The sequence below is a fragment of the Flavobacterium anhuiense genome (assembly GCF_001705175.1).
GTDB classification, from domain to species: domain Bacteria; phylum Bacteroidota; class Bacteroidia; order Flavobacteriales; family Flavobacteriaceae; genus Flavobacterium; species Flavobacterium anhuiense.
On sequence record NZ_CP016907.1, the window covers coordinates 4,534,460 to 4,560,731 of the forward strand.

At 39.3% G+C, this 26,272-nt stretch carries 21 protein-coding genes; 14 read left to right on the plus strand and 7 right to left on the minus strand.

Going from position 1 to position 26,272, the window contains the following annotated elements; genetic code table 11:
- Positions 1 to 105 precede the first annotated feature (105 nt).
- The 6 genes from BB050_RS19135 to BB050_RS19160 all read left to right on the plus strand — a co-directional run bounded on the left by BB050_RS19135 (position 106) and on the right by BB050_RS19160 (position 12,230).
- The gene (locus BB050_RS19135) at positions 106 to 1,155 is read left to right on the plus strand and encodes a FecR family protein (RefSeq protein ID WP_066034714.1); all 1,050 of its coding nucleotides are present in this window, start codon (positions 106 to 108) and stop codon (positions 1,153 to 1,155) included.
- Positions 1,156 to 1,342: 187 nt separating this feature from the next.
- Complete coding sequence (locus BB050_RS19140; RefSeq protein ID WP_083219874.1) at positions 1,343 to 4,735, plus strand: TonB-dependent receptor; 3,393 nt, start codon at positions 1,343 to 1,345, stop codon at positions 4,733 to 4,735.
- Between the two features lie 12 nt (positions 4,736 to 4,747).
- Positions 4,748 to 6,115 carry a RagB/SusD family nutrient uptake outer membrane protein gene (locus tag BB050_RS19145; RefSeq protein WP_066034715.1) on the plus strand — a complete coding sequence of 456 codons (1,368 nt, stop codon included), beginning with the start codon at positions 4,748 to 4,750 and terminating at the stop codon, positions 6,113 to 6,115.
- A gap of 61 nt (positions 6,116 to 6,176) precedes the next feature.
- Complete coding sequence (locus tag BB050_RS19150; protein WP_066034716.1) at positions 6,177 to 7,127, plus strand: ABC transporter ATP-binding protein; 951 nt, start codon at positions 6,177 to 6,179, stop codon at positions 7,125 to 7,127.
- Between the two features lie 15 nt (positions 7,128 to 7,142).
- A complete protein-coding gene (locus BB050_RS19155; RefSeq protein ID WP_066034717.1) occupies positions 7,143 to 9,404 on the plus strand; it encodes a Gldg family protein in 2,262 nt (753 codons plus the stop codon).
- Between the two features lie 12 nt (positions 9,405 to 9,416).
- A complete protein-coding gene (locus BB050_RS19160) occupies positions 9,417 to 12,230 on the plus strand; it encodes a M16 family metallopeptidase (RefSeq protein ID WP_066034718.1) in 2,814 nt (937 codons plus the stop codon).
- A gap of 949 nt (positions 12,231 to 13,179) precedes the next feature.
- Here BB050_RS19160 and BB050_RS19165 read toward each other — a convergent pair.
- Complete coding sequence (locus tag BB050_RS19165; RefSeq protein WP_066034719.1) at positions 13,180 to 14,277, minus strand: tetratricopeptide repeat protein; 1,098 nt, start codon at positions 14,275 to 14,277, stop codon at positions 13,180 to 13,182.
- A 497-nt stretch (positions 14,278 to 14,774) separates the two neighbouring features.
- Between BB050_RS19165 and BB050_RS19170 the strand changes: the two genes are divergently transcribed.
- Positions 14,775 to 15,560 (plus strand): hypothetical protein, encoded by a 786-nt coding sequence (locus tag BB050_RS19170; protein ID WP_066034720.1) that lies wholly within the window; start codon positions 14,775 to 14,777, stop codon positions 15,558 to 15,560.
- Between the two features lie 194 nt (positions 15,561 to 15,754).
- On the opposite strand, the gene BB050_RS19175 is transcribed toward BB050_RS19170, so the two are convergent.
- On the minus strand, positions 15,755 to 16,204 hold the full coding sequence (locus tag BB050_RS19175; protein WP_066034721.1) for a response regulator: 450 nt from the start codon (positions 16,202 to 16,204) through the stop codon (positions 15,755 to 15,757).
- A 1,002-nt stretch (positions 16,205 to 17,206) separates the two neighbouring features.
- Here BB050_RS19175 and BB050_RS19190 point away from each other — a divergent pair.
- The 6 genes from BB050_RS19190 to BB050_RS21680 all read left to right on the plus strand — a co-directional run bounded on the left by BB050_RS19190 (position 17,207) and on the right by BB050_RS21680 (position 21,217).
- A complete protein-coding gene (locus BB050_RS19190) occupies positions 17,207 to 17,605 on the plus strand; it encodes a hypothetical protein (protein WP_066035227.1) in 399 nt (132 codons plus the stop codon).
- Positions 17,606 to 17,616: 11 nt separating this feature from the next.
- Positions 17,617 to 18,306, plus strand: coding sequence for a VIT1/CCC1 transporter family protein (locus BB050_RS19195; protein ID WP_066034724.1), 690 nt, complete (start codon positions 17,617 to 17,619; stop codon positions 18,304 to 18,306).
- Positions 18,307 to 18,417: 111 nt separating this feature from the next.
- On the plus strand, positions 18,418 to 18,852 hold the full coding sequence (locus BB050_RS19200) for a thioredoxin family protein (protein WP_066034725.1): 435 nt from the start codon (positions 18,418 to 18,420) through the stop codon (positions 18,850 to 18,852).
- Positions 18,836 to 19,786, plus strand: a complete 951-nt coding sequence (locus BB050_RS19205) for an FAD:protein FMN transferase (RefSeq protein WP_236940367.1) — start codon at positions 18,836 to 18,838, stop codon at positions 19,784 to 19,786. Before BB050_RS19200 ends, BB050_RS19205 begins: the two co-directional genes overlap by 17 nt.
- A 26-nt stretch (positions 19,787 to 19,812) precedes the next feature.
- Positions 19,813 to 20,016, plus strand: a complete 204-nt coding sequence (locus BB050_RS19210; RefSeq protein ID WP_119793783.1) for a DUF4266 domain-containing protein — start codon at positions 19,813 to 19,815, stop codon at positions 20,014 to 20,016.
- 16 nt (positions 20,017 to 20,032) lie between these two features.
- Positions 20,033 to 21,217 (plus strand): DUF3570 domain-containing protein, encoded by a 1,185-nt coding sequence (locus BB050_RS21680; protein ID WP_083219876.1) that lies wholly within the window; start codon positions 20,033 to 20,035, stop codon positions 21,215 to 21,217.
- A 501-nt stretch (positions 21,218 to 21,718) separates the two neighbouring features.
- Here BB050_RS21680 and BB050_RS19220 read toward each other — a convergent pair.
- The 4 genes from BB050_RS19220 to BB050_RS21685 form a co-directional block, all read right to left on the minus strand.
- The gene (locus BB050_RS19220) at positions 21,719 to 22,099 is read right to left on the minus strand and encodes a response regulator (RefSeq protein WP_066034729.1); all 381 of its coding nucleotides are present in this window, start codon (positions 22,097 to 22,099) and stop codon (positions 21,719 to 21,721) included.
- Between the two features lie 286 nt (positions 22,100 to 22,385).
- A complete protein-coding gene (gene hemA / locus BB050_RS19225; RefSeq protein WP_066034730.1) occupies positions 22,386 to 23,690 on the minus strand; it encodes a glutamyl-tRNA reductase in 1,305 nt (434 codons plus the stop codon).
- A gap of 274 nt (positions 23,691 to 23,964) precedes the next feature.
- Complete coding sequence (locus tag BB050_RS19230; protein ID WP_066034731.1) at positions 23,965 to 24,552, minus strand: globin family protein; 588 nt, start codon at positions 24,550 to 24,552, stop codon at positions 23,965 to 23,967.
- An 18-nt stretch (positions 24,553 to 24,570) separates the two neighbouring features.
- A complete protein-coding gene (locus BB050_RS21685; protein ID WP_083219877.1) occupies positions 24,571 to 25,005 on the minus strand; it encodes a hypothetical protein in 435 nt (144 codons plus the stop codon).
- Positions 25,006 to 25,338: 333 nt separating this feature from the next.
- Here BB050_RS21685 and BB050_RS19240 point away from each other — a divergent pair, with 333 nt between their 5' ends.
- Positions 25,339 to 25,707, plus strand: coding sequence for a hypothetical protein (locus BB050_RS19240; protein ID WP_066034733.1), 369 nt, complete (start codon positions 25,339 to 25,341; stop codon positions 25,705 to 25,707).
- A gap of 157 nt (positions 25,708 to 25,864) precedes the next feature.
- Here BB050_RS19240 and BB050_RS19245 read toward each other — a convergent pair whose 3' ends face one another.
- Positions 25,865 to 26,266 carry a hypothetical protein gene (locus BB050_RS19245; protein WP_066034734.1) on the minus strand — a complete coding sequence of 134 codons (402 nt, stop codon included), beginning with the start codon at positions 26,264 to 26,266 and terminating at the stop codon, positions 25,865 to 25,867.
- Between the last annotated feature and the right edge of the window lie 6 nt (positions 26,267 to 26,272).

The window sequence follows — 26,272 nt, forward strand, 5'->3', positions numbered from 1 at the left end:
AAAGGAACATTCAAAACGTGTTCTATCCCTGAAATTAGAAGGGCTGAAAAAAAAAAACTCCAAACTATCATTTACAAACAAGTACTAATTTAATTAACGAAACAAATGCAGCAAAAAAAGTTCGAAGAGTTATTTGAAGGCTATCTGCAGAATAATCTATCTGATGCAGAACAGCAGCAAATGATGGAAATAATGCATCAAGGCGAGCATGACGATTTTCTGAAGGAAAAAATTCACGAGATGCTGAAAGGAGATTACGTTACAGATGTAATGGATAAAAAACAGAGTGACGATATTCTGAATTATATTTTATCTAAACCACAAAATGAACCTAAGGTTGTGGATTTAAATCCAAAACGAAAAAGAAAAATCCTTTTACAATCGCTTTTTGCAGCGGCAAGTATTGCTTTATTAATTGCTTTAGGAAATTCATTCTTCTTTAAGCAAAAAGCAACAATGCCAACTGTTACACCTGAAACACCAGCTGTTGTAGCGCAAAATACTTTAATTGACTTTAGCGGTAAACAATTGGTTCATCTTCCTGACGGTAGTACAGTGCTGTTAAACGATAACAGTACACTGAAATACGATCAGAATTCTTTTGACTCAAAAACTCGTGAAGTTACCTTAACTGGAGAAGCTTTTTTTGATATTAAACACAATCCAGAAAAACCATTTATCGTACACACTGGTAAAATTCAGACTAGAGTTTTAGGAACTGCTTTTAATATTAATGCTCAAAATTCTTCTAACAGCATTGAAGTTACAGTTGCTCGCGGTAAAGTTCAGGTTGGAGATACCGAAAAAATATTTGGCGTAATCACTCCTAATCAGCAGATTAAAGTCAACAAAAGCACTTTAAATTTTGAACAGAATAACGTAAGCGCGGCCATTGTAACCGAATGGAAAAGCAATTACTTAATTCTGGATGATATTAATATGGCAGAAGCCACTTCTTTAATTTCTCAAAAATACAAGGTGCAGATTTTGATCTCGAATGATAAAATTAAGAATTGCCGAATAACAGCAAGTTTCTTAAACGAAGAAGATTTAGATCATGTATTGAAAGTAATAAGCAGTGTTATAGAAACTGAATATCATTACAACAAAGCTGGAGCTGTTATTTTGGACGGAAAAGGCTGTGAAAAAGAGTAAAGAAAAAAGAGTAAAGAAGATCAAAGCTGACTAACCTCCTACTTAGAAAGCTTTCGAAAATAAATATTAACCTTAAAAACAAAGACCAATTAACCAAAACTAAATTAAAAAAGCCATCTAGCTCCTACACCAGATGGCCTAGATTTTTAACAATTAATCCAGTAACCATTAAAAAACAAGCAAATTTATGAAATTACGCTGTAAAACAACCATGTTTGACAGTGAAAAGAATTCGTCTTTTTTTCACTTGTCAAAAAAAACCATTATGATTATGCGAATTAGTTTATTCCACATTTTCTTGCTGACCTGCGGCACTCATATGATCTTCGCAACTGAAATGAGTGGTCAGAATTTAGAATCCATTTCTGTTGACATTGAACTGCATAATCAGGATATTAAAACGCTTTTTAAAACTATAGAAAACAGAACGGGATTACTGTTTGCGTATCAGCCGCAGATCATAAAAGATTTTCCAAAAGTAACTACTCAGCGCGGACGCAGAACTGTTAGTGATATTTTAAACACTGTATTTCAAGGCACCAATTTGGTCTATAAACAAGTAGATAAAAATGTTGTGATTTATAAAAAAGAGATTGTCAAAACTGCTTCCAATACTGAAAAAACAGACAATGATAAAGAGGTAAACTTTATGCTGAATGGAAAAGTGCTGGATGAAAACGGACAACCTCTTCCTGGTGTTTCTGTTGCAGTTGTAGGAGGCAATAAGCAAGGAATATCTGATTTTGATGGGCAATTTTTTATTGAACTTCCAAAAGGAAAACATGTCTTAAAAATATCTTATTTAGGATATAAAACACAGGACGTTACAGTTGAAAACCAAACTTCGATCACAATCAAAATGCAGCCTGATTTGGCAAAATTAGACGAGGTTGTAATTATTGGATACGGTACAACCACTAGAAGAACTTCAACTGGATCTGTAGTTAAAATTACTGCCGAAGATATTGAAAAACAGCCCATAACTAATATTCTGCAAAGCTTACAGGGAAGAACTCCTGGTGTATTTGTGACACAAACTTCCGGATATGCAGGAAGTAACATGAATATCAGTATTCGCGGAACAAATTCTATTGCGGGCGATAATCTTCCTTTGTATGTAATTGATGGTGTTCCTTACATTGGCGATGATATTAAAGAGCAAGTACAATCCGATCGAGTAATTAGAGGTGCTCAAAAATCAACTAGTCCATTAAATGTTATAAATCCAAATGACATTCAAAGCATTGAAATTCTTAAAGACGCCGATGCAACTGCAATCTACGGATCAAGAGGTGCAAATGGTGTAGTTCTCATTACTACTAAAAAAGGTGAAAACGGGAAAACAACATTTACTGTAAACACTAATTCTGGAATTTCCGAAGTAGCACACATGGTTAAGACTTTAGATACTCCAACTTACTTGAATATGCTTCGCACGGCACTAACCAATGCTAATGCACAGCCAAGTAATTTCAGTACTGGAATTGCTTTAACCGATTTTGATCAAAATGCTTATACGAACTGGCAGGAAAAATTAATTGGAGGAGCTGCCAATTTTCATAACTTCTCTGCAAGTTTAAAAGGCGGAAATGATACAACCAATTTCTTATTAAGCAGTGCTTATCATAAAGAATCAACTGTACTCCCTGGTGATTTTGGATACAATAAATTTTCTACAAACTTTAATGTAAACCATTATACTTTTAACAAAAAACTAAAAATAGGTGCTTCGATTATCTTTTCAGCAGATAAAAATGAACTTCCTTTTTATGACATAACCACTTATGCTGTAAATACAGCTCCTAACCATACGATTTATAATCCTGATGGAACGTACTACTGGTCACCAACCTACTCTAGTGATGTCAATCCGTTAGCAGCTTTAAATCGTAGAGTTGAGGATAAAGGAAATAATTTAATTACAAGTTTCAGTATTCAGTACGAACTTGCAACAGGATTATCTTTTAAAACAGATTTAGGTTACGGAAGAGCTCAAATGGTTTCTAAACAATTTCTGCCAGCTTCTGGAATGAATCATGTCTATTATACAGCAAATAATATTTCGTTAAACGCTTCAAGGTCTTATACTGTTGGAACTAATTATACCAACAACTTTACAATTGATCCACAGTTAAATTACAACACCACTTTATGGAAAGGTAATTTTACAGCTCTAGTTGGAGGTTCTTGGCAAAATAGAAAATCGGAAATGCCGTCTTATGTAAGTTCTTCTGGATATAGCTCTGACAACCTTCTTGGAATTACAGGAACTGCTGCAACTGTGACTTCTTACAATGGTACTTCTGAATATAAATATGCTTCATTTTTTAGTAGAATCAATTATAACTTCTTGAACAAATACATTTTCAATGTCAACTTTAGAAGAGACGGTTCTTCTCGTTTTGGAGCGAATAACCGCTACGGAAACTTTGGTTCTGTTGGAGCTGCATGGGTATTTACAGAAGAGAGTTTCTTATCTGAAAGTTCATGGCTGAGCTTTGGTAAACTTCGTTCAAGTTATGGTGAAATCGGTAGTGACTCTATCGGAGATTACGGTTATGCGAATACTTATTCTACAGGAACTTACGGAGTTGGAAATGCATCTATGGCTTCAACTAGAATCGCAAATCCTAACTATCAGTGGGAAGTAACGAAAAAATTCGAAGCGGCTTTAGATCTTGGTTTCTTAAATGATCGTATTTCGGTTACAGCAGCTTACTACAGAAACGTTTCTGGAAATCAGTTGGTAAATGCAACATTGAGTCCGCAGGCTGGTTTTACAAGTTTTCAGGCAAATTTAGGTGCTGAAGTTGAGAATAAAGGAATTGAGTTTACATTGACTACAACTAATATCCATACTAAAAACTTAAACTGGACTACATCTTTCAATATTTCTAAAAACGAGAACAAATTATTATCATTTCCTGGTATAGAAACTTCAAGCTACTACACTACTTATGTGGTTGGAAACCCTTTAAGCAGCAGATATTTATACAATTTCACAGGTGTAAATGCAAGTGGCATTGCACAGTTTGAAGACACTAATGGAGATGGCAGAATCACTACTGGTTTTGCAGACACAGGAAGAGGAGACAGAAAATATTATGGTCCTTCTTACCCAGATTATTACGGAGGGGTATCAAACTCAATTAGTTACAAAAACTTTTCATTAGACTTTTTATTTCAATTTGTTAAACAAGAAGGAAGAAGCATGCTGTCTTCTATCGCAGTACAGCCAGGATATCCGTACGGACTTGCTAATTACCAAGTTGATGAATACAACGAATATCTAGCTCAAGGCAATGTTTTAAGTTCAAACTACCAAGCAAGTTTCTTTAATTATGCAGGTTCATCGGCTACTTTGGTAGATGCTTCTTACATCAAATTAAAAAATGTAAGTGCTTCTTATAACATTCCTTTAGATCAGAAAGCACAGAAATTTATACAAAATATTCGTGTTTCATTACAAGGACAAAACCTAGTAACTTTTACGAAGTACAAAGGATTTGATCCAGAAACTCAAGGATTAGCATTGCCTCCATTGCGTACTATCACTTTAGGAACTCAGTTTACATTTTAAAGCTAAAAAGACATGAAAAATATTTCTACAAAATATACCTATATAGCATCGTTTTTCCTTTTAATTGGACTAACTGGCTGCGAAGAGATGCTTGATGTTGATCTTCCGAGCAATGAATTATCTGCTAAAACCATCTATGCATCAGACCAAACTGCTGAAGCGGCCGTAAATGGAATTTACAACAGTATGAATGTGGGCACTTATTATAATTCATTACATGCCGTTCTTGGACAAACTTCAGATGAATTAATTTTAAGAACACAGCTTCAAAATGTCTACACTTCAAATGAAATGATCGAAACAGATACCAGTGTAGGAGCAATGTGGACAGAATTTTATAAAACGATCTACAATGCCAACAGTGTTATAGAAGGAATTAATGGAAGTACTACACTAAGCGCCGCTAAAAGCAAAAACTGGATTGCCGAAGCTAAATTTTTAAGAGCTTATGTATATTTCTATATGACCAATATTTGGGGTGATGTACCTTTGGTTTTAACTACCAATGTAGATCAATCTGCTCTAGCACCGCGTGCTTCACAGACTGAAATTTACAATCAGATTCTTAAAGATTTAACAGAAGCTACAGCTGATCTTCCTGTAAATTATACTTCTTATAATTCGCAGCGTATTAGAGCTACAAAATGGGCAGCCGAAGCTTTGTTAGCTAGAGTTAATCTTTATCTAGGAAACTGGAACGAAGCAGCTGCACATGCAAGCAATGTAATTGCTCAAAATGCAACCTATAAAATGATTACTGGTTTAACAGCAGCTAACAGTCCTTTTATCGCTGATAATACAGAAGCAATCTTACAGATTCCTTATTTCAACGTCGCTTATACCTATGAGGGTGCAGCGTTATTTGGTACTGGTGCCACTTATTTGTTAAGAAAAGGAAATACCATGTTTGAAACTGGCGATGCCAGAAAAACAAACTGGACAATCAGTGCTGCTGCAAGTGATGGAACAACTTATTTAGCACCAAGAAAATACAAAAATGCTTATGTAGCAACTCCTGTTGAACGTTCAACAGTTTTAAGATTAGCAGAGCTTTATTTAATTAGAGCTGAGGCTAGATTAAAAGCGAATGACGTGACTGGTGCACAACAAGATATTAATGTGATTCGCAGCCGAGCATTATTAACTTCAACTACTTTAACCGATCCTACTCAATTGGCTGCTTTGATTAGTGCAGAAAACGAACGTGAATTTTTTGCTGAGTGTGGCCACAGATGGTTCGATCTTAAAAGAAGCGGTAGTATCGATCAAGTTCTTGGAGCTACAAGCGGGAAAATCTGGTCGTCTACAGACAGTCTTTTCCCAATCCCAGAAATGGCTATTCGTTCTAATCCCTTCTTAACCCAAAATTCAGGATACTAAATATTAAAAGTCACGCAGGAATGAATGTGTAATATTCACTCCTGCGATTTTAAAAAACACTATGGAAACAACAACTATTGTAAGAGTTGAGGACTTGTCGCATCAATACAGTAAGGATTGGGCAATTCAAAATATCAATTTCGAAATTAAAGAAAACAGGATTTTAGGCCTTTTAGGATCTAACGGAGCCGGAAAATCGACTACTATGAATATTCTTTGCGGCGTTTTAAACCAAACCAAAGGAAATATTTATATCGACGGAATCAACCTGAAAGAAAACCCGGTTGAAGCCAAAAAACTAATTGGTTTTTTACCACAGACACCGCCACTCCATTTGGATTTAACGGTTGATGAATACTTGATTCACTGTGCGCAGTTACGATTAGTCCCAAAAGAAAATCTAAGAAATGCGGTAGAAAAGGCAAAAGAAAAATGCGGGATTTCGCATTTCAGCCACCGTTTGATTAAAAACTTATCGGGAGGTTACAGACAGCGTGTGGGTATTGCACAGGCTATTATTCACGAGCCAAAATTGGTAGTCTTAGATGAACCAACCAACGGATTAGACCCCAACCAGATTCTGGAAGTTCGAAATTTAATTAAGAAAATAGCACAGGATAAAGCCGTCATCTTTTCTTCTCACATTCTTTCTGAAGTTCAGGCGACCTGCCAGGATATCAAAATGATTGAAAACGGACACATGGTTTTTTCTGATACGCTGGAAGCTTTCAACAATTATATTGAAGCGGATAAATTAACAGCTAGTTTTGAAAACCCACCAGCTGTAGAGGCATTCAAAGAAATTTCTGAGGTTACAGATGCGGTTTACCTGACTCCTAAAAAAGTTCAGATTACCTTCACAGGGACACAAGAAGTTGCTGAAAAAATCGTCTCATTAAGCGTTCAGAAAAATTGGAAACTTCGTGAAATTCAATTTGAAAAAGTTTCACTAGACGAAATCTTTGCTCAGTTATCTAAAAAAGCCCCATCTAAAAACGCTATTCTTTCTTAAATAAAAAATATACAAATGAAAACAATATATAGAATTGCTAAAACAGAACTCAACACGATGTTCTACTCGCCTGTTGCCTGGGTGGTTTTAGTAATATTTTCAATCCAGTCAAGCTGGAAATTTTTCAATACCATCGAACGTTTCGAAAAAGCGCAGAAAATTGGACAAAGCATGGACAATTTATCACAGGTTGTTTTTTCTGGTTTCAGCGGATTATATACTGAAATGCAGAATTATCTTTATCTGTATGTACCGCTTTTGACGATGGGATTAGTAAGCCGTGAGATTAACAGCGGTTCAATCAAATTACTACTTTCTTCTCCTATTAGAATTAAAGACATTGTATTAGGTAAATACCTGGCTATTGCTGCTTATTGTCTTTTATTCATTGCAATTTTAGGCCTGCAGGTTGCTATTGCTTATTTTTCTATCGAAAATTTAGACCTTAAGTTTGCCATTTCAGGTTTAATCGGACTTTATTTATTGGTTTGTACTTATGCTGCGATCGGACTTTTTATGTCGTGTCTGACTTCTTATCAGGTTGTAGCAGCCATCAGCACTTTGGTGGTTTTGGCAGGTCTAAATTTTATTGGAAAACTTTGGCAGGATGTCGAAATCGTAAAAGATATTACCTATTTCCTTTCCATCGCTGGACGTGCCAACGAAATGCTGGAAGGATTAATCATCAGTAAAGACGTATTCTACTTTGTCTTAGTAAGCAGTCTTTTTATTGTATTGAGTATCTACAAATTGCAAACGGGAAGAGATGCGCAGACGGTATCAAAAAGAGCTTTAAAATACACCCTTTTAATCACTATCGTTTTATCTCTTGGATACATTACCTCAAGAGCGCCGCTTACGCTGTACACTGATATGTCGCGCACCAAAAGCAGAACGCTGACCAAAAACAGTTTAGATATTGTTCAGAAAATTGAAGGACCAATTAAGTTAACCACCTACGTAAACTTATTGGATATCAATTATTTCATGGTATTACCCGTTTCACAAAATTCAGATATTGCTAGTTTCGAAAAATATACCCGTTTTTTGCCCCAAATGGAAATGGAATATGTCTATTATTATGCGAAATCAAACAATGAAGCTTTATATGCTCAAAACCCTGGATTGAATGATAAACAGCTGGCAGAGAAATTGGTAGAAACGCAGAATATGAAACTGAAAAAGTTATATTCTCCCGAAGAAATGAAAAAAATCATCGATTTAGAACCAGAACAAAACCGCGTTGTCAGAACAGTTGAATATAATGGAAAAAAGACTTTCCTAAGATTCTTTGACGATTTATTTAAAGTTCCGATGGAGAAGGAAATTTCAGCTTCATTAAAAAGATTGGTTGTTCCTGCTCCAAAAATTGTTTTTGCCACTGGAAATATGGAAAGAAGTGTGGATAAAAACGGAGACAAAAATTACAAAACAGGTTTTAATGAAGTTTCGTTCCGATACTCTCTTATCAATCAAGGTTTTGATGTTGCTTCTGTAGATATCAATGCACAGGATATTCCGTCAGAAACCAGCATTCTAATCATTGCCGATCCTAAAACACAGTTAAGCCAAGGTGCTGTTGACCGTATCAATAAATATATTGATCAGGGAAAAAACCTAATGCTTTTAGCAGAACCTGAAACCAATTCGGCTTTAGCTGCAATTACCGATAAATTGGGAGTAAGTTTTACCAAGCAAACTTTAGTTCAGGAAAGCGAAACCAACTCACCCGATTTCTTAGTAACCGAACTTCAAAAAGATATTGATTCTACTGTAATAAAATTAAGCAAAATCAATAACGTTATTCCTCTTTTAGGAAGCAGCGGTATTAAAACATCAAAAGATGCCGGATTTAAAGTGACCCCTTTATTAAAAACCAATAAGCAGCCAGCATGGGAATCTCAGGCAGGAATTACTTCTATTTCAGAAGATTTGAAGAAACAGCCTTCTACAAAAGAGATTCCGTTAGTAGCAGCATTAACTAGAAACATCAATGGAAAAACACAAAAAATAATTGTGGCCGGAGATGCTGATTTTATGGGCAATGCCGAATTAAGCCGCGGCGGGTCTGGAACTTTCCAATTTGTAACAGACATTTTCAGCTGGTTCAGTAATTCTCAATTCCCAATTGACACAACTCGTCCAGAGAATACCGATAAGAAAATTACAATCAATTCTAATCAGGTTTTCATCAACAAAATTGTATTTATTGGTCTGTTTCCATTGCTGATTATCTTAAGTGGTGCTTTCTTATTGATTCGACGAAATAGAAGATAAAATTCAAAAAAAATGAATACTAAAAAAAATATCATCATTGCGATTATGGCCTTGTCTTTTCAAGGCGCATTTTCGCAGTTCAAAACTCCAATTCCGCTAAATAAAAACGTGACGACCGGGAAATTAAAAAACGGTCTTACTTATTATATTCTGCATAACGAAGAGCCAAAAGACAGAGCGAGTTTTTACTTTGTTCAGAATGTCGGCGCTATTTTAGAAGATGACAATCAAAACGGATTGGCGCATTTCCTAGAACATATGGCCTTTAACGGAACCGAACATTTTAAAGGAAAAGGCATCATTAAAATGCTGGAAAAAAATGGTGTGAGTTTTGGAAAAGACATTAATGCGTATACGGCTCAGGACGAAACAGTATACAACATCAGCACGGTTCCGGTTACCAACGAAAAACTAATCGATTCTACACTTTGGGTTTTACACGATTGGTCGGGCTCTCTTTCTTTAACTAACGAAGAAATTGATGCCGAAAGAGGTGTTATCCGAGAAGAATGGAGAACACGACGTACAAGTGATTTTCGTTTAAAAATGCAGACGGATCCAGTTTTGTACAAAGGTTCAAAATACAGTAAAAGAGACGTTATTGGTGATTTAAATATCATCAATAACTTCAAATATCCTGAATTGAGAAACTATTACAAAAAATGGTACAGACCTGATCTGCAAGCGGTAATTATCGTGGGAGATATTGATGTAAAAGCAATGGAACAAAAGGTAAAAGCTATTTTTTCTGGAATTCCGTTAGCTAAAAAACCAGCACCTCGCACCTATTTTGAGATTCCAAAACATGATGAATTGTATTTTGGTACAGCGTCTGATAAAGAAGCTTCTTCTACCACAATTACGTTACAGTATGTTTTGGACGAACCGTTGGTAAAAGACAGTATTTTGAGCCGTAAAAATGTGATGAATTCTTTTTACACCAATATTCTAAACAACCGTTTCAAAGAATTGATTTTGAAAAACCAAAGTGCTGCCTTAGGTCTACAAACCTATTTTCAGCCTATTTCGAGATTAAATACTTCTTTTAATATTACGGCTGCAGCCAAAAAAGGAAAAACACTTGAAGCTTTTGAAGATGCTTATACAGAAGCGGAACGTTTAAAACGTTTTGGAATTGCACAGGCTGAATTGGACAGAACTAAAAAGCTGTTTATTAGTTCGTATGATGATTTTTTAAGTAATAAAGATAAGGTAGCCAACGACACTTGGTCGGAAAAACTGACGAATTATTTCTTGAAAGCAAAACCTTTTTTATCTCCCGAAGACGATTATAAATTGATTGTCGGCATTATCAAAAGCATTACGTTAGAAGAAATAAATGCTTATATCAAAACCATTCAGCAGCCAACAAACCAAGTGGTATTGGTAACGGGTTCTGAGGAGGATAAAGTCAATTTCCCAACTAAAGAAGCGGTGGTTCAGATAATGAAAAAAGTCGAAAACAAGACTTTGGAACCTTATACCAAAAAGGAAAACAAGGAACCTTTGATTGCAAAAGAATTAAAGCCTGCTGCGATCAAAAAAACATTTGAAGTACCTAGGATTACAACTGCAAAAGGATATACGTTAGAAAATGGCGCTAATGTAATTGTACTGCCAACCACTTATTCTCAGGATCAAGTTGTATTGACCGCATTTTCTAAAGGCGGTAAATCTTTAATTAAAACTGAAGATCTGGCTTCTGCCGAAATTGCAACCACAATGGCAAGATCATCTGGTTTAGGCAATTTTGATAATATCGCTTTAAAAGAAAAACTAACGGGTAAAGTAGCACAGTCTGCCCCTTTTATTGGCGAAAATACGCAGGGATTCCAAGGAAGTTCCAACAAAGCCGATTTCGAAACGATGCTGCAACTGTTGTACCTTTCTTTTGAGGCACCGCGCTTTGATCCAAATATTTTCAATATTCTAAAAGAACAGTATAAAAGCCGTTTAGAAACTATCAAAAAAGACAACGCAAATACGTTTAAGGATTCTGTTGCTTTAGCCAACTCCAATCACAATCCAAGGACTTTTATTTTTGATGAAAAGTTTTTGCAGAACATTGATTTGCAGAAAGCCGAAAGTATATACAGAGACCGAATCAAAAATGCTTCAGATTTTACTTTTGTATTTGTTGGTAATATTCCAGACGGTGCTTTAGAAATGATTCAGAAATACATCGGAAATTTAAAATCAAATCCTGCTGTAAAAGAAACTTTTACAGATCATAATATTGGTCCTAAAAAAGGAAAAACAGTGGTGCATTTCAAACGTCCTATGGAAGTGGCAAAAAGCACTGTCTACCTGAATCTTTCAGGAAAAACAGAGTACAGTAAAAAAAATGCGATGACAATGTATATTATCGGCGAATTGCTTGCAAAACGATATCTGCAGACCATTAGAGAAGAAGAAGGCGGCAGCTACGGCGTAAATGTTGGCGGTAATTTGGAAATCATTCCAAAACCATCCTTCAGCCTTGCCCTTACTTTTGACTGCAACCCTGAGAAACAGGAAAAATTAATGCAGATTGTCTGGAAAGAAATCAATGATTTAAAAACCAATCCGGTCAATGCAGATGATCTGGAAGACATTAAAAAAGCGTTGCTGAAAAACCGTGAGGAATCGCTTAAAACAAATGCTTTCTGGGCTACAGCCTTGTACAATTACAGCTTAAATCAGATTCCGTTTTCAACAGATGAAGAATATAAAAATCTAATTTCTAAAATTAACCCAAAAACTATTCAGCAGTTTAGTAAGCACGTTTTGGATAGTTCGAGCAGTGTCGAAGTTATTATGAGCCCTGAAAGCCAATCAGGAAAATAGCTTCAGAATATTTTTTTTATTTTATTAGTGAAGGGAGGCTGTCTTTGCCAGACAGCCTTTTTAAAAGTATGTTCATCCAGTTACTATATTAAGACTAAGTAATTCTTAAAATTCAAAACAGAAAGTAAATTAATCAGATTATGCTGACAATGTTAAGCGAACGATCAAACATATGCTGTCAAGCAAGGAAAACGTACTACAGCAAACATAATGCTAAATCTAAAACTAAAACAAAGAGCTTACCTTATGGCTGCTGTTAAAAATCACTACTCTTTTAATTATCTGATGTAATTGGAATTAAAATGCAATCATAAAAGTACTTTGGTTTTTCATTATTTCCCAGTATTTTGAATTAGTAAGCTTATACTTCTAACTTGAAAAACCTAATTAGAGCTGTCTTAAAAAAACAGCTCTTTATTTTTCTACAAATTAATAAATGGAGTTTCTTACAAATTTGCCACTTGAGTTTTTATAATTTTTGCATCAATCCCCAACAGGACATCTAAACCAAATTTACAAAGCCAATGGAAGACAGACCACTACATATAGAAAGCCAATTTCTTCAAATCATCCAAAAATGATGTTGTAATTTGTCTAGTCGAGGTCACTCAGCCAGATGGTGCCAATTGAAGACAATTGGCGCCATTTTTTTATTTATGCTATTAAACACGCTAAATTTGAGTCATTTTTGCTATCATTTTGTTTCTTTAAAATAATAGCAAAATTGCTTGAGTGTATATATTTATATAAAAAGCAGCACAGGTAGTTGATTTACCATTCGATAACTTAACAGATTCGAACACCAATAATGAAGAAAAAAATTAATTTTGTTACCGGTTATTACTCCTTAAAAAACGAATAAAAGTAAAGACCCTTAGAAAAAATCTTAAGTTATGCTAAACATTGACTCAATTTGGAATTCATATTTCAATTTTTAATCAATAAGGATCTAAGGGATTTCCCTGCAAACTTCATTTTTCAAGAAACATTCAAAATGATTCTCTGCTTTCTTCCTTTTAAAGAACGGATCGTGTAAAAGTTTTAATCCGTCACTCTGAACTTTCAAAGCTTCTGCAAAATTCCCTTGAAGAGCATAAAGACATGCTTTTGCATCGTAAAAATTCAAGTTCTTTTCCAGAGAAATCGCTTTATCAATGTAGACCATCATTTTTTTATCTTTGAAACTATCATCCAGCTCTGGACTCATTATATGAAGCCATACATAATTATTAAGGGTCGAAGGTCTATCGCCATCAAGTTCTATCGACAACTCATAAAACTCTTTCGCACGGTTCAAATCCACGGGATTCCTAAAATGGAAATTCATACCGATCAAAAACAGATAATACCCTAAAATATTATTTTCCTGAAAGTTAAAAAGATAATGACTCCTGTTACTGTCTGTCAGCTTATAGTAACATTCCATCTTATTTTCAGCATACACTTTACCGTCATTTCCATTCCAGACAATATACCCTCCATCCGCAAATAACCATCTAATGTAATTATGACTTGGAATCTCAACCATTTTCAACGGAAGTCCCGCCATCTGCCCTATTCCAATGTAAATTTCACAATAGAGGTCACAATCAATAAATCTGCATAATTTTTCCTTTCTGTTAAGCCAATATTTCTCTCTATATTCATTTTGCCTCAGACCGGCACTTTCAAAACTAAACTGCTCTCTCATAGCACCAGTCAAAAAGTCAAAATTCCTTTTCTGACCTGTCTTGAAAAGAAAATTTTCTTCTGTCAATGTACTGTCGATAATTTTAAGTATGCTGACAGCTACCAGAGAATCTGCATTTTTTATTTCATGATATGAAAATTTACCTTTTATCCTCTCTATTGCTTTATTAAACATTTTTTTATAGGAATCTATTTCAATGCTGTTATTTCCATAAAAAACAGTGTCCATCTTGAGCAGTTTATAAGTAGTTGTAGTTTCAAAACTTACTTCATTTCCTGCCATATTATTTGCTCCAGTACTCTTGACACTGGCAAACATAAAAAGGAAAAATATAAAAGGAAATTTTAGCACTTTCATTAATCTATTTTTTCAAATATAGTCACTTTCACAATAAGTAAAAAATATCATATAGCTTATAGAGGTGCTTCGTAGCATTTTTTTTTCTTTTTTTTAATAAAATTGTCTCCATTTTTCAAAATGAGGAATCCCGTAAATTAACATATTTCTTACATTTAAATCATTTTAACAAGTGTTTAATTGACATTTAATTTTAAAAAAAATAACAAAAAGACATCTAAATACATAATTTATCAAAAATTAAAGCATTAATAAAAATAATAGTCCAATATTATAGATTTGTCATACAATTAACTTAAAAAAAACAAAATTGAAATTTAAATACTTTTCAGTGCGAGCTGTAAAACTGTTTTTAACCATCTTTCTGTTAAACATTAGAGGAAAAATGTGAAATTATTGCTGGAAGCTTTCCTATATGGAACGAACAGGATATTCCATACAGTCCATGGATAATTTATAGTGCCGATTAATTAACAAAATATAAAATAAATATAATTATGAAATTCAAATATTCAATTCTGTTAAAATTATTCTTTTTTCTGCCATTAGTTTTATGTGCACAAAATCAGAATAATAAAAAAACTAAAACTTATGAAAAATTAGAGCATTTAACAATAGATAAAATCATTTATTACCAGACACCGTATTACATATATGCTCATAAACCAGTAGAAACAGATTACAAGCCTTCATGGTACTGGGGATATTGCGCAAAAAATTATCCTCCCGCATTTAAAGACTATGCTAAGGAAGCAAACTCATTCATTCTTCCTCCTAAATCTTTCTCTGAAAAACAGCTGAAAGATTATGAGGCCAAATTTAAAAGCATCAAGCCTCAAGACTACCCCAGTCCTAATGTTTATTGTTATTCTGAAATATATTTTACATATAAAAAGACAAAAAAACAATATCTGATGGTATTGTCTTATGAATTGGAAAAGGAAATTCCGAATATGCAGTTAAACAAAGTGGACACACTCAAATTTAAAATTCCTAAAGATCAGAGAATGAAATCGGCTAAGAATAGCAATGATGCATATGCTTCGTTGTATGATGCCCCTACTCATATTAATTATTACGTTTTGGATTCAGATGGAATTTATAAAGAAGGTGATAATGGTGAAATTTACTTAAATATAATAAAAGACGGAAATTCTAATTTTGAGCTTGCAGGGAATAGATTCGATCATTTATTAAGAACACTAAAAAAATCATCCAGCTATATTCGCAGCTATATAACAGATGGAACTCGTTACTTTGAAACTGATAAACCTAAAGGATAGAAGCGGAAATCCTTCTGCACCGGGTTTCGGCGCAGAAGATTGGAGCGCATAGCGGGAAGAAGCTCCTTAAAAAACCAAACCTAAAAACAAACCTAAAAACAGACCTGAAAACAGACCTGAAAACAGACCTGAAAAAAGCCTAAAACTATTGCCTCCCAGAACTGCGCATCAAACCGGCTTTCTCGTGTTTGTGCTCACAATCTCCCAATATGGAATATCCTCTGCCCAGACTCCAGATCCTCCCAGCAAGCCTGCATGACCCTCTGGACAAGGCTTCTCAGATCCCCATAGCTGCTTGGCTTCACGGCATAAAAATCCGCGCCGAGGGAAAATGCCTTCTGCATTGTTTCCCTGGAAGAATCAATGGAATAGACAATTAATTTTGCATTGCTGCCCGCCATAGCAGTGCTTCTAAGCCTTTCGATGCACTCAAAGCCGTCCATGCCCGGCATATACAGGTCCAGGAATATAAAATCCGCCGGCTTTTGCCCGGGTTTGGAAAAGTGATCGATGAGCTGCTGCGCGCTGCAGAGCTCCAATATGCTGAGCGGCTCTGCGAGCTCCAGAAGCGCTTCATGGAGCAGCATGCGGTCGTCCTCGTCGTCATCGGCAAGGCAGATGATTTTTTTTGGATCTTCCCCCATAATATGTTGGTTTGTCGCCGGCATAAAACCTTCATCCAAGAATCCCCGAAGCCGGCTTGCCCGCCATAGCCGCCGGCAGATCCCTAAAATCAGATTATTTCCCCTGCTGGTTTATAATTTCTCAAGGTAGGGATTGGCAGTCCCCAAAACAAGCCAACGGCGAAATTTTACATAATTACCACCTCAAACATGGGAATTATGTAAAACCAGCATAGGAATTTGGCTTCAAATTAAAATCAGCAAGGCATGTTTTTGGCACCCCATCGAGATCTCCGCATTTGTCAATGCTGTTTTCCGCAGCGGCTGGAGCCCGGCCCAGCAGTTTTCAAAAAGAGGCCGGTTTTCAACAATGAAGGCTATTTTTACAGGTCCCTCCGAGCTGAGAGCAGCATCCCCCTTATATCTCCCTGTAGATCTCGATCCTGCCCGCCGCCTGAAAATCCAGCTCATAGGGCACTGCACCCTGCGGGCTTTGATCCAGAAGAACAGCGTGGCGGCAGGGCTCATCATCCTTGGCAGCGGCTGCGTGTGGGTCTTTGGATAAAATCAAATAATGGGGCGCTCCTGCTTTTTGCCCAATGCACGCCAAGAGGGATTTCAAAATCTTCCCCTGTGCAAAGCACCTGGAAATGCGGTCCCGGGAAATGCAGGGGATTGGCCCTGGCAAAAGCCATGAACTGCTCCATCTGGTCTTTGGTAAAACAGACTGCCCTGTTCCCTTGCGGCTCATACCTGTACCAGGTACTATTGACCAGCATATTCCCCCACTGGGGATTGCAGGCAAAATGGGCAAACAGGGTATTGAGACGATACATCATATGGCTAATGCATCTGCTGAAAGGCAGCATATCGGTAAAAAATTCTCTTTGATTTTAAGGCTAACATACTGCAAAAAATGCATAAATAGGATTTGCCGCAAAATTTAGAACCATTCTAATGATAATATCGGGATATCCAAAGATGATTTATCTTAATTTTAATATGAATTTCAAGCCGCCTAAAATGAGCATTGTTGATAAAGACCGACTTCAGAGCGTCCTTGCAGGCATAGATAAAAAAATCCACAGGCTCAACAGCCAGAAGATAGCTGCCCTGTTTGATGCTATGGGATTAAGTGAAAGAGAAGATATCCCCAAAGATTTCCTGGACTGGGAAAGCATCCTTGTAGTTGTCCCAAGCCGGGCCGTGATCAATGAAGTGAAAAAGTTCAGGGATTCAATCTCCCGGATCTCCTTTGCGGTCAACCCCCATGCCCGGCAGATCCATATCTATGACCTTAATGAGTGGAAAAGCAGCACCCGCAACAAGACGCAGTTTCAGATAAGAGAAATGATGAAAACCAATTTTGGAGGCGTTCCCAAAAAAGAAGAAAACCGCGACTGGACCAAATTATTCAAATAAAAGAGTTATGTATGAAGGATGAAAACCACTACATCAACAGAAGCGGCTGGCTGAGAGCCGCCGTTCTGGGAGCCAATGACGGGATATTGTCCACAGCAAGCCTGGTGATCGGCATCGCGGCGGCCAGCGCCTCAAGGGAGCCCATTATCCTGGCCGCTGCGGCAGGGGTCACCGCCGGGGCGCTTTCCATGGCGGCAGGCGAATATGTATCGGTGAGTTCCCAGGAGGATATCGAGAAATCAGATCTGAAGCGCGAGAAAATGGAGCTTGAATCTGATCCGGATATCGAGCTTGAAGAGCTCATTGGGATCTATGAGAAGCGCGGACTCAAGACTGGTCTTGCCCGTGAGGTCGCCCTCGCCCTTACCGCCCACAATGCCCTTGAAACCCATGCACGCGATGAGCTGGGCATCAATGAGATGACCCAGGCAAATCCCTTCATGGCCGCGCTTGCCTCGGCGCTCTCTTTCATTATAGGCGGGCTGCTGCCGCTGCTGACCGCACTTTTTGCTCCCGTCAGCCAGATGGTGGCCTATCAGTATGCCTTTTCCATCCTCTTTTTAGCCCTTTCGGGAACCATGGCCGCTAAAGCGGGCGGGTCCAATGTTCCAAAAGCCGTAATGCGGATCTGCATCTGGGGCACTTTTGCCATGGCGGCATCGGCCCTGGTAGGCTGGCTCTTTGGGGTGCAGGCCCCTTGATGGAGATGCGTCGGCGCATCTGTAAAAAATTAATCCAATCTTAAGGATCCGGCAAAAATATCAAACCGAACTTTGCGTTATTTCGTATATACCTAAAAACAGAACTGCCAAATGAAACTCCTCTCCCTATTTATCGTCTTTGCCCTGCTTCCCATCAACTGGGAGCCAGATTTCAATAATGCAAAAAAGACTGCAGAAAAAGACCATAAGCTGATCCTTCTGAACTTCTCAGGCTCGGACTGGTGCGGCCCCTGCATCGTGCTTCGAAGGGATTATCTCGAAAGCCCGGCATTCACGGATATGGCAAATGAAAACCTAGTGCTTGTCAATGCCGATTTCCCCAGAAAAAAGAAAAACATGGGACCGCCCGAGCAGATCAAACGCAACGAGGCGCTGGCCGAAACATACAATAAGGAAGGAAGCTTCCCTTTGACCCTTCTTTTGGATGCCCAGGGAAAGGTGCTCAAAACCTGGCACGGAAAACCCGAATCCTCGCCCGAGCAGTGGACAGCCGAAATAAAAGCGATCTGTGAGAGCCGAAAATAACATATCAGAGCATCAAAAATATTCCAGGTCCCTGAAACTCATGGGCAACAGCTTCACCATTACAGTTGTGGCCGAGAGTGAAGAAAAAGCAAATGGGCATATCAATCTGGCTGTTGGGGAAATCAGCCGCATTGAAAGGCTTCTGTCTACCTATAAAGAGGACAGCCAGACCAACCTGATTAATGGCAATGCAGGAATCCGGCCCGTTGAAGTGGATCCGGAAGTATTCAATCTGATTGAAAGGTCCATCGGGATTTCAAGGATCACCCAGGGCGCCTTTGACATCTCCTATGGAAGCATAGACAAAAGCCTGTGGAATTTTGACAGGTCCATGACCAAATTGCCCGATGCGCAGACTGCAAAAAAAATGGTGCACCTGATCGATTACCGAAACATCATCCTTGACAGGGAAAATACTACGGTATTTCTAAGGGAAAAAGGGATGCGGATCGGTTTTGGAGGAATCGGAAAAGGATATGCCGCCGAAATGGCCAAACAGGTCCTGCTTCAGAGGGGCGTTAAAAGCGGCATCATCAATGCCAGCGGCGACCTTTCTGCCTGGGGGCTGCAGCCCGACGGCCGCAAGTGGACAATAGGCGTGGCCGATCCCAACTCCCCAAACGCCGCGTTCTCCTACATGGAGATATCCGGCAAAGCGGTGGCGACCTCCGGAAATTATGAAAAGTACATCACCATAGGCGGCAAAAAATATTCCCATACCATAGACCCGAAAACAGGCCTTCCCATAACCGGAATCAAAAGCGTCACCATCATAGCCCCAAACGCGGAGTTTGCTGATGCAATGGCCACCCCCATTGCCGTTATGGGCATCAGGGCAGGCCTTTATCTGATAGATCAGATCCCCGATCTGTACTGCATAATAATTGACGACAACAATAAAATCTACACATCCAAAAACATTAATCTGAAATGAAAAAGCCAATGCAAAAAATTCCCGCAATGCTATGCAGCGCCGCCCTTGCAGGGCTGCTGTCCGCCTCCTGCACGCCTGTGAAGGAATACCAGAAGGGAAAGCTCAACGATTCTGAAATGGTGCTTTCCAACAGGAAAATAGAAAAAACGGAACTCAGTTTCCAGTCCTACCGTGAGGGAGCTTCCGGAGCCAATGCAGGGAAAAGCGGCGGAGGCTGCGGCTGCAACTAACCATATGCCTTAAGAAATGAAAAGAGTATTTATTACGGGAGCGGCCCTTCTGGCGCTCTTCCAATCAAGGGCGCAGGATATCCCGGCGGATTCCACAGGCTATAAAAGCAGAAAGCTCAAAGTCGAGGAAATAAATCTGGTATCGAGCTACTACACCCAGAATGGGGATCATGCTGCGGTAACCGGCGGCATCGGAACCCAGAAGCTTACCGATATCGCCAACACAATTGACGTGAAACTGGTCAAATACGGACAGACGGGCATCAAACATACCTTTGACATCGAGGCGGGAATCGACCACTACAGCTCAGCCTCATCGGACATGATCGATTTGAGCGCAAATTCATCTGCCTCCTCATCAGACAACAGGTTTTACCCTTCGCTGACCTATATTAGGGAAAATGAGGAAAAAGGCAGAACCTACGCTGTTGGGCTATCCTCTTCAACCGAATTTGATTATCAGTCCTTTGGAGGAAATATTGCCTTTTCACAGAAAACCAAAAACAAAAACGGAGAATTTACCGCAAAATTCCAGACTTTCATCGACCAGCTCAAGCTGATACAGCCCATAGAGCTCCGCGACCCAAACAGCGAAGGCTATGGCAGCGCGGGCAGGAACACCTTTGCCGGAACCCTGGGCTACTCCCAGGTCATAAACCAGAGGCTTCAGGTGATGCTTGTCGGAGATGTGATCAGCCAGAACGGCTATCTGAGCCTTCCATTCCATAGGGTTTATTTTGCGGACGGCTCGGTGCATCAGGAAAAGATGCCCGATACGCGTCTGAAGATCCCTATCGGGATCAGGGCAAGCTATTTTATGGGGGACAATATCATCATAAGGGCCTATTACCGCTATTATACCGATGACTGGAACCTGAAAGCGCATACGGCGGATCTTGAAGTCCCTGTAAAACTGACCCAGGCTTTCTCGCTCAGCCCGTTCTACAGGTATTATTCCCAGAGTGCGGCCAGGTATTTCAAGCCATACGGGGAGCATACTGCCGCTGATCAGTATTACACGAGCAATTACGACTTATCGAAATTCAACAGCAGTTTTCTGGGAATGGGGCTGAAATTTACGCCGCCCGACGGCATATTCGGACTCAAGCACTGGAACACCCTGGAGATCCGCTACGGCCACTACACCAGGTCCAATGACCTGACATCGGATATCGTAAGCATCAATATCAAATACAGGTAATCAGGCCTGCGGCACATAAAAACACCTATATTCTGATATCCCAAAAAAGGCAGTGGGGAGCCTTTATTGCACTGATTCCGGCAGTTTTCTGCTGCTGGTTTTCAGCTGCACTGCACAGGCATTTTTGAAATCCTTTGGACTGCAGGCAAAATCAGGTAAAGATGCCTGTGGTGACGGGAATTCCTTTTACTAGCATTCAGCCTGAAATCCAGCAGCCCCATTCGATGGGAATCCGGCACATTTTCGCATTCTTTAGATGAAAAACAATTTCTCAATACTTTCAAAAACATGCAAATAGGCTTTATCGGTCTTGGCGCTCTCGGCCATGAGCTGGCACGAAGGTCTGTGCTGGCAGACTGCGATATCCTTATCAGCAATCCGATGGGGGACAGTATTATAAAAGATTCCGTTTTCACGAGCCCCTCACCTTGCGATCCTGGAATATTAATTGCTTAGATAACGCCCTGAACTGCCTGAAGAAAAGAGCTGCAACAAATCAAGCTACAACATAGCGCTGAATAAGGTCTTAAGCTCTTCAAATGTATCGGGTTTTGATATATATTTCACAGATATGCCATTTTTGGCAAGCCAGGGAAGCATCACATTTTCTTCAGGAGTTGAAAACATAACAACCTCAATGCCCTCAAGACCGGGATAAGCCCGCAATCTTCGCAGAAATTCCATTCCATTGAGATAGGGCATATTGTAGTCCAGAAGTATTAAATCAGGCATTTTTTTAGAATCAGCGAGTTCTTCAAGAGCTTTCAGAGGACTGCGCAGGGTATGGCAGCTCACATTTTTATTGAGGGATCCGATTGCATCGATAAAATTGTCAAGATCATCCTGGTCATCATCTATAAGCAGTATTTCTTTTAGCGGCATTGCATTTTCAAATATGCTTTTTTTAAGCAGTTAAACATTTTTGAAATATAAGGTTATTTCTGCTGATGCGGCAAAACGGATGCAAAAAAATCATGCATTGGAAAACTCAAAAACCTCTGATTAAATTTTAGGGCATGTGCTGGTTTCCATCAAAAGAAAATAGCCTGCGCATTTGGGCATTGCCGGATATATCTGAAATAATGATGATGCTGAAGTATGAACACGGTAATAAGCATTTTCCGTGGACAATGCGCCTGTATGGCTGCAGTAAAAAAATTACGGGTTCTCAGGAAAGATTGATTCTGTACTGCTCCTTGAGAATTGAAAGGCCCTCTGCCGGTTCATGCCGCCCTGTCTTAAATACTTCCTCTATAAGCCGAATAGTCTGGTCAGCCTCGCAATGCCCACTTTTGAAGTGGCTAGCGAAATGGCTGGTTATTTTATTGATGATTCTTGAACTTATCTCATCGGCCTGGGCCTGGTCAAAATTAATGGATTTCTTTTTCTGGAAGGCCATTTCGGATGCCGCAATATCGTGCAGCTTTGCCTTTAGGGCATGTAGGGCAGGCGCATATTTCCTTGCCTGCATCCAGGCATTGAATTCCAGTTTCGTGTCTTCGATTATGGCTTCGGCGGCGGGAATATGCTGCTTTCTTTTTTCCAGGGTCTCATCTTTGATCTGAGACAGGTAATCCATATGAATCAGCGTCACCCCCGGTATCTGCTGCACATCGGGATCTACATTTCTTGGAATGGACAGATCCAGTATCAGCAAGGGTTTCTTTAAGCTAAGAAGCCTGCTGCATACAGTGGGATGGTCTGCACCTGTTGCCACCACCAATACATCGCACTGCTGCAGTTCATCCTGCAGCTCGCTGTAATCCTTTACAGTGACATGGAGTTTTCCTGCCAGTGCCTGAGCTTTCGTTTTTGTCCTGTTAATAAGGGTGATATGTCCGTTTTTAGTATGCTTGACCAAGTTTTCACAGGTATTTCTTCCAATGCTGCCTGTTCCGAGCAATACGATTTTTTTGCTGCCGACATCCGGCAGATTCTCAATAATATACCGCACTGCTGAAAAGGAAACAGACGCTGCCCCGGAAGAAATCCCGGTGTCTGTTTTGACCTTCTTGCTGGCCTGGATCACGGCGCCTGCCAAACGGTCCAAAAACGTATTTGCCAGCCCTTGGGATCTGCTGCTGTTGAAAGCTGTCTTGATCTGGCTGATGATTTCAAAATCGCCCAGGATCTGGCTGTCCAAACCGGTCCCCACACGAAAGAAATGATCAACCGCATCTTTATTTTTATAGATGTAGCCTGTCTGCTGAAATTCCTCCACGCTGCCTTTTGAATGGCCGCAAAGCAGTTTTATCAGCTCATAGGGATGGGAAGCCCAGCCGTAGATTTCAGTCCTGTTGCAGGTGGAAATTACAATCAACGACTCTATTCCCTCGGTCTTGGCCTGCGCCAGCAGATCAGACTGCGCTTTGGCATCCAGGCTGAATTTTCCCCTGATCAGAGCATCTGCTTTCTTATAGCTTAATCCTAAGGCGTAGAAAGTGGTGTTTTGGGACAGCTTGAAATTTTCCATGGGATTACTTTGATTAAAGATTCAAAAAATAGGGAGTTCTGCTTTGGAAAATCATTCCGCAATCGTATTTGCAGCCATGAGGATAAACGCCTTCAAGGCAAAGGCGGCGCCAATCATTAAAGCCATTGCATGCTATACGGCCAAGATGCCATGCCGGAAAGTTGCAGTTGCAAAGGTATTCCTTCAGCCGGACCTGCATATTTTGCAATAGGACAATGTTTTGCAAATAAAACGCCGCCCGCAGAAAAAGGCGGCGTTTTTTTTGGAAGATTACTTATTTTTGGACGATAGGCGTTCTCAATGATTCCAAAACTGCCACAATATCGGTATAGAGTTCAGTGTTTGAAGCAACGCCGTTCGCATTGGCCGCCGCTCCCACATAACCTTCGAATTTTGTATAGTCCGCGCTGCTTGATTTTGTTCCCATTCTAGGATTTGTCGCAGGGTTGTGGGCCGCTGCCATGCTCAGGCCCGAATACGTATTTACTGCATTTGTCCCTCCAGTGTTGAATGAAAAGAAATCAGTCAGGTTATCGGATAATTTTGCAATATTTGTAGCCTGGGTCGTTCCGGTTTCGGCCAGAAGGGGCGCAAAATGCGCCTGCAGGTTTCCTGATGCATTGGATTGGATATCGGCAACTATAAGTCCGATGGTTGAATTGACCACCTTGCGGAAGCTCAGGCGCCCCTGCTCGATCATCTGTCCTGAATTATCGGGATCCGCGACCATTTTAGTGCCTCCCAATCGCTCATATATGGATGCTTTTACAGGAGCCGGAGTCTCATCATCATTGCTGCAGGATGTAAAAACAGCTGCTGAAAGGAATAACACGCTTAGGGCAATTTTAGAATAATTTTTCATAACAATTATATTAAAGGGTTAATTAAAAAAATGATTGATTTTCTGGGACAGCTTATAGCCCATACTGTTTTGGTCCATAGGACAGACTTCTTTGGAAGCCAGATTTTCAGGCAGCACATAAGGCTGGGCATCATAATGCCTTTTGGCCATCAGCTGGGCATAGACTTTCTTCGAGTTTGTGATTCTGTTATTATGGAAATAAACCACCACGTTTCTCTTGATAATGATGGAATCCGAGGTCAGCCCTTTAATGGATCTCAGATCAGCGCAGATTTGCCTGGCCTGGGCAGAATCGATATCTGCCTTGAAATCAATGCGGCTTACCTGCAGATTCGGAGTATCATATACTGCAGGCTTGGCAGTAATAATGTGGAAAAGAAGAATCGCCGAAAACAAGATTGTAATTCCCATTGCGATCCAAAGCCCTTTTTTGATGTACCTGTTGATTTTCATATGTGATTTTTAAAGAGGTTAGATTTAAGATCATATACGGAAACTTTTTTAGCATGGTTTTAACAAGTAAAAAGAAAACATCAGTTTAGAATTGTTTTAAATAATTCTAATCTTTTCCCTCAGCATCAGCTATGGATAAAAACAGCATCCCGCATTATTTTTTCGTACTGCCCATGTTTTTTTGAAAATATCGCCAGTAAAAGCCTTAATCTGAATTTGAATGGATAAAAAAAGCACTTCTGAAAATCTGTAAGATAAATTTTGACGTATATAGGCTAAAAGCATTCCCAGAGATAAAAATCATGCCTGCTTTATAAACTAAAAAAAGACAATATGAAACTACAAAAAGCATTTGCCCTTTTATCAGCTACCATATTCCTTGCAGGCTGCTCCAATGATGATTCCTCCACTCCAATGAACAGCACCGCCCCTGTCGGATCAGTGACTTACAATAAGGATGTGAAATCAATTATTGACAATAACTGCATTGTCTGCCATGCAGCGGTTCCCACAAACGGTGCGCCCATATCCCTTGTCACATATGCCCAGGTCAAAGAGGCCGTTTTAAAGCGAAGCCTCATTATCCGCATTTCCCTTGAAAACGGCAATAGCGTGCTGATGCCCAAAGGAGGCCCGAGGATGCCGCAGGAAACTATAGATATAGTCAAACAGTGGGAAAAGGACGGATTATTTGAAAAATGATTTTAATATCGGCGGCAGGTTCATACTCAGGCGCAATCGGTTTAATAATCCCGCCGCAGGCAGATTTAATGCAGGAACCTGCCCTGCTGCTGCAGCTGGTTTCTACATGTATAGCGATGAAATATGCCGCTTAAAAACCTCTAGCCAGCATTCAATTTCAGAAAATGAAATCCTGTTTAAAGTCGATTTGATATTTAATAATTACCTCATAAGCATAATAAGAGCTATATTTGCCGTTTGGTATATCAAAAAGAAATAAAATCATTTCATCTCTCCTAATGCCTGCTTGTAAGAACATACTGATATTCCTGCTTACCGCCCTGCGTCTTCTCCACGGTAGTGAGCCTGAAAAACTTTCATCGGCTGTATTCTCTGGTCCGGCCATGGAAATCCTTACAGGCTCAGATGGAATAACTTCAGTTTTCAGTGCACCAGGCGCTAAAAAGAAAGTGAGGATAAACAGTTCATCCAATGAACGGAAAACCAAACTCAAGCCGTCTGTTTGTGTTTTGAAAAATGAAAAATTCTGCTTTGATGCTGTTTTGGCGGCTTGCGCCATAGACAG

Coding starts and splice junctions, on each gene's coding strand:
- BB050_RS19170 (WP_066034720.1), top strand. CDS start 14,775: ATGAAATTCAAATATTCAATTCTGTTAAAATTATTCTTTTTTCTGCCA.
- BB050_RS19160 (WP_066034718.1), top strand. CDS start 9,417: ATGAATACTAAAAAAAATATCATCATTGCGATTATGGCCTTGTCTTTT.
- BB050_RS19190 (WP_066035227.1), top strand. CDS start 17,207: ATGAGCATTGTTGATAAAGACCGACTTCAGAGCGTCCTTGCAGGCATA.
- BB050_RS19230 (WP_066034731.1), bottom strand. CDS start 24,552: ATGAAAAATTATTCTAAAATTGCCCTAAGCGTGTTATTCCTTTCAGCA.
- BB050_RS19140 (WP_083219874.1), top strand. CDS start 1,343: ATGAAATTACGCTGTAAAACAACCATGTTTGACAGTGAAAAGAATTCG.
- BB050_RS19155 (WP_066034717.1), top strand. CDS start 7,143: ATGAAAACAATATATAGAATTGCTAAAACAGAACTCAACACGATGTTC.
- BB050_RS19145 (WP_066034715.1), top strand. CDS start 4,748: ATGAAAAATATTTCTACAAAATATACCTATATAGCATCGTTTTTCCTT.
- BB050_RS21685 (WP_083219877.1), bottom strand. CDS start 25,005: ATGAAAATCAACAGGTACATCAAAAAAGGGCTTTGGATCGCAATGGGA.
- hemA (WP_066034730.1), bottom strand. CDS start 23,690: ATGGAAAATTTCAAGCTGTCCCAAAACACCACTTTCTACGCCTTAGGA.
- BB050_RS21680 (WP_083219876.1), top strand. CDS start 20,033: ATGAAAAGAGTATTTATTACGGGAGCGGCCCTTCTGGCGCTCTTCCAA.
- BB050_RS19220 (WP_066034729.1), bottom strand. CDS start 22,099: ATGCCGCTAAAAGAAATACTGCTTATAGATGATGACCAGGATGATCTT.
- BB050_RS19195 (WP_066034724.1), top strand. CDS start 17,617: ATGAAGGATGAAAACCACTACATCAACAGAAGCGGCTGGCTGAGAGCC.
- BB050_RS19210 (WP_119793783.1), top strand. CDS start 19,813: ATGCTATGCAGCGCCGCCCTTGCAGGGCTGCTGTCCGCCTCCTGCACG.
- BB050_RS19175 (WP_066034721.1), bottom strand. CDS start 16,204: ATGGGGGAAGATCCAAAAAAAATCATCTGCCTTGCCGATGACGACGAG.
- BB050_RS19245 (WP_066034734.1), bottom strand. CDS start 26,266: ATGGCGCAAGCCGCCAAAACAGCATCAAAGCAGAATTTTTCATTTTTC.
- BB050_RS19135 (WP_066034714.1), top strand. CDS start 106: ATGCAGCAAAAAAAGTTCGAAGAGTTATTTGAAGGCTATCTGCAGAAT.
- BB050_RS19200 (WP_066034725.1), top strand. CDS start 18,418: ATGAAACTCCTCTCCCTATTTATCGTCTTTGCCCTGCTTCCCATCAAC.
- BB050_RS19240 (WP_066034733.1), top strand. CDS start 25,339: ATGAAACTACAAAAAGCATTTGCCCTTTTATCAGCTACCATATTCCTT.
- BB050_RS19150 (WP_066034716.1), top strand. CDS start 6,177: ATGGAAACAACAACTATTGTAAGAGTTGAGGACTTGTCGCATCAATAC.
- BB050_RS19165 (WP_066034719.1), bottom strand. CDS start 14,277: ATGAAAGTGCTAAAATTTCCTTTTATATTTTTCCTTTTTATGTTTGCC.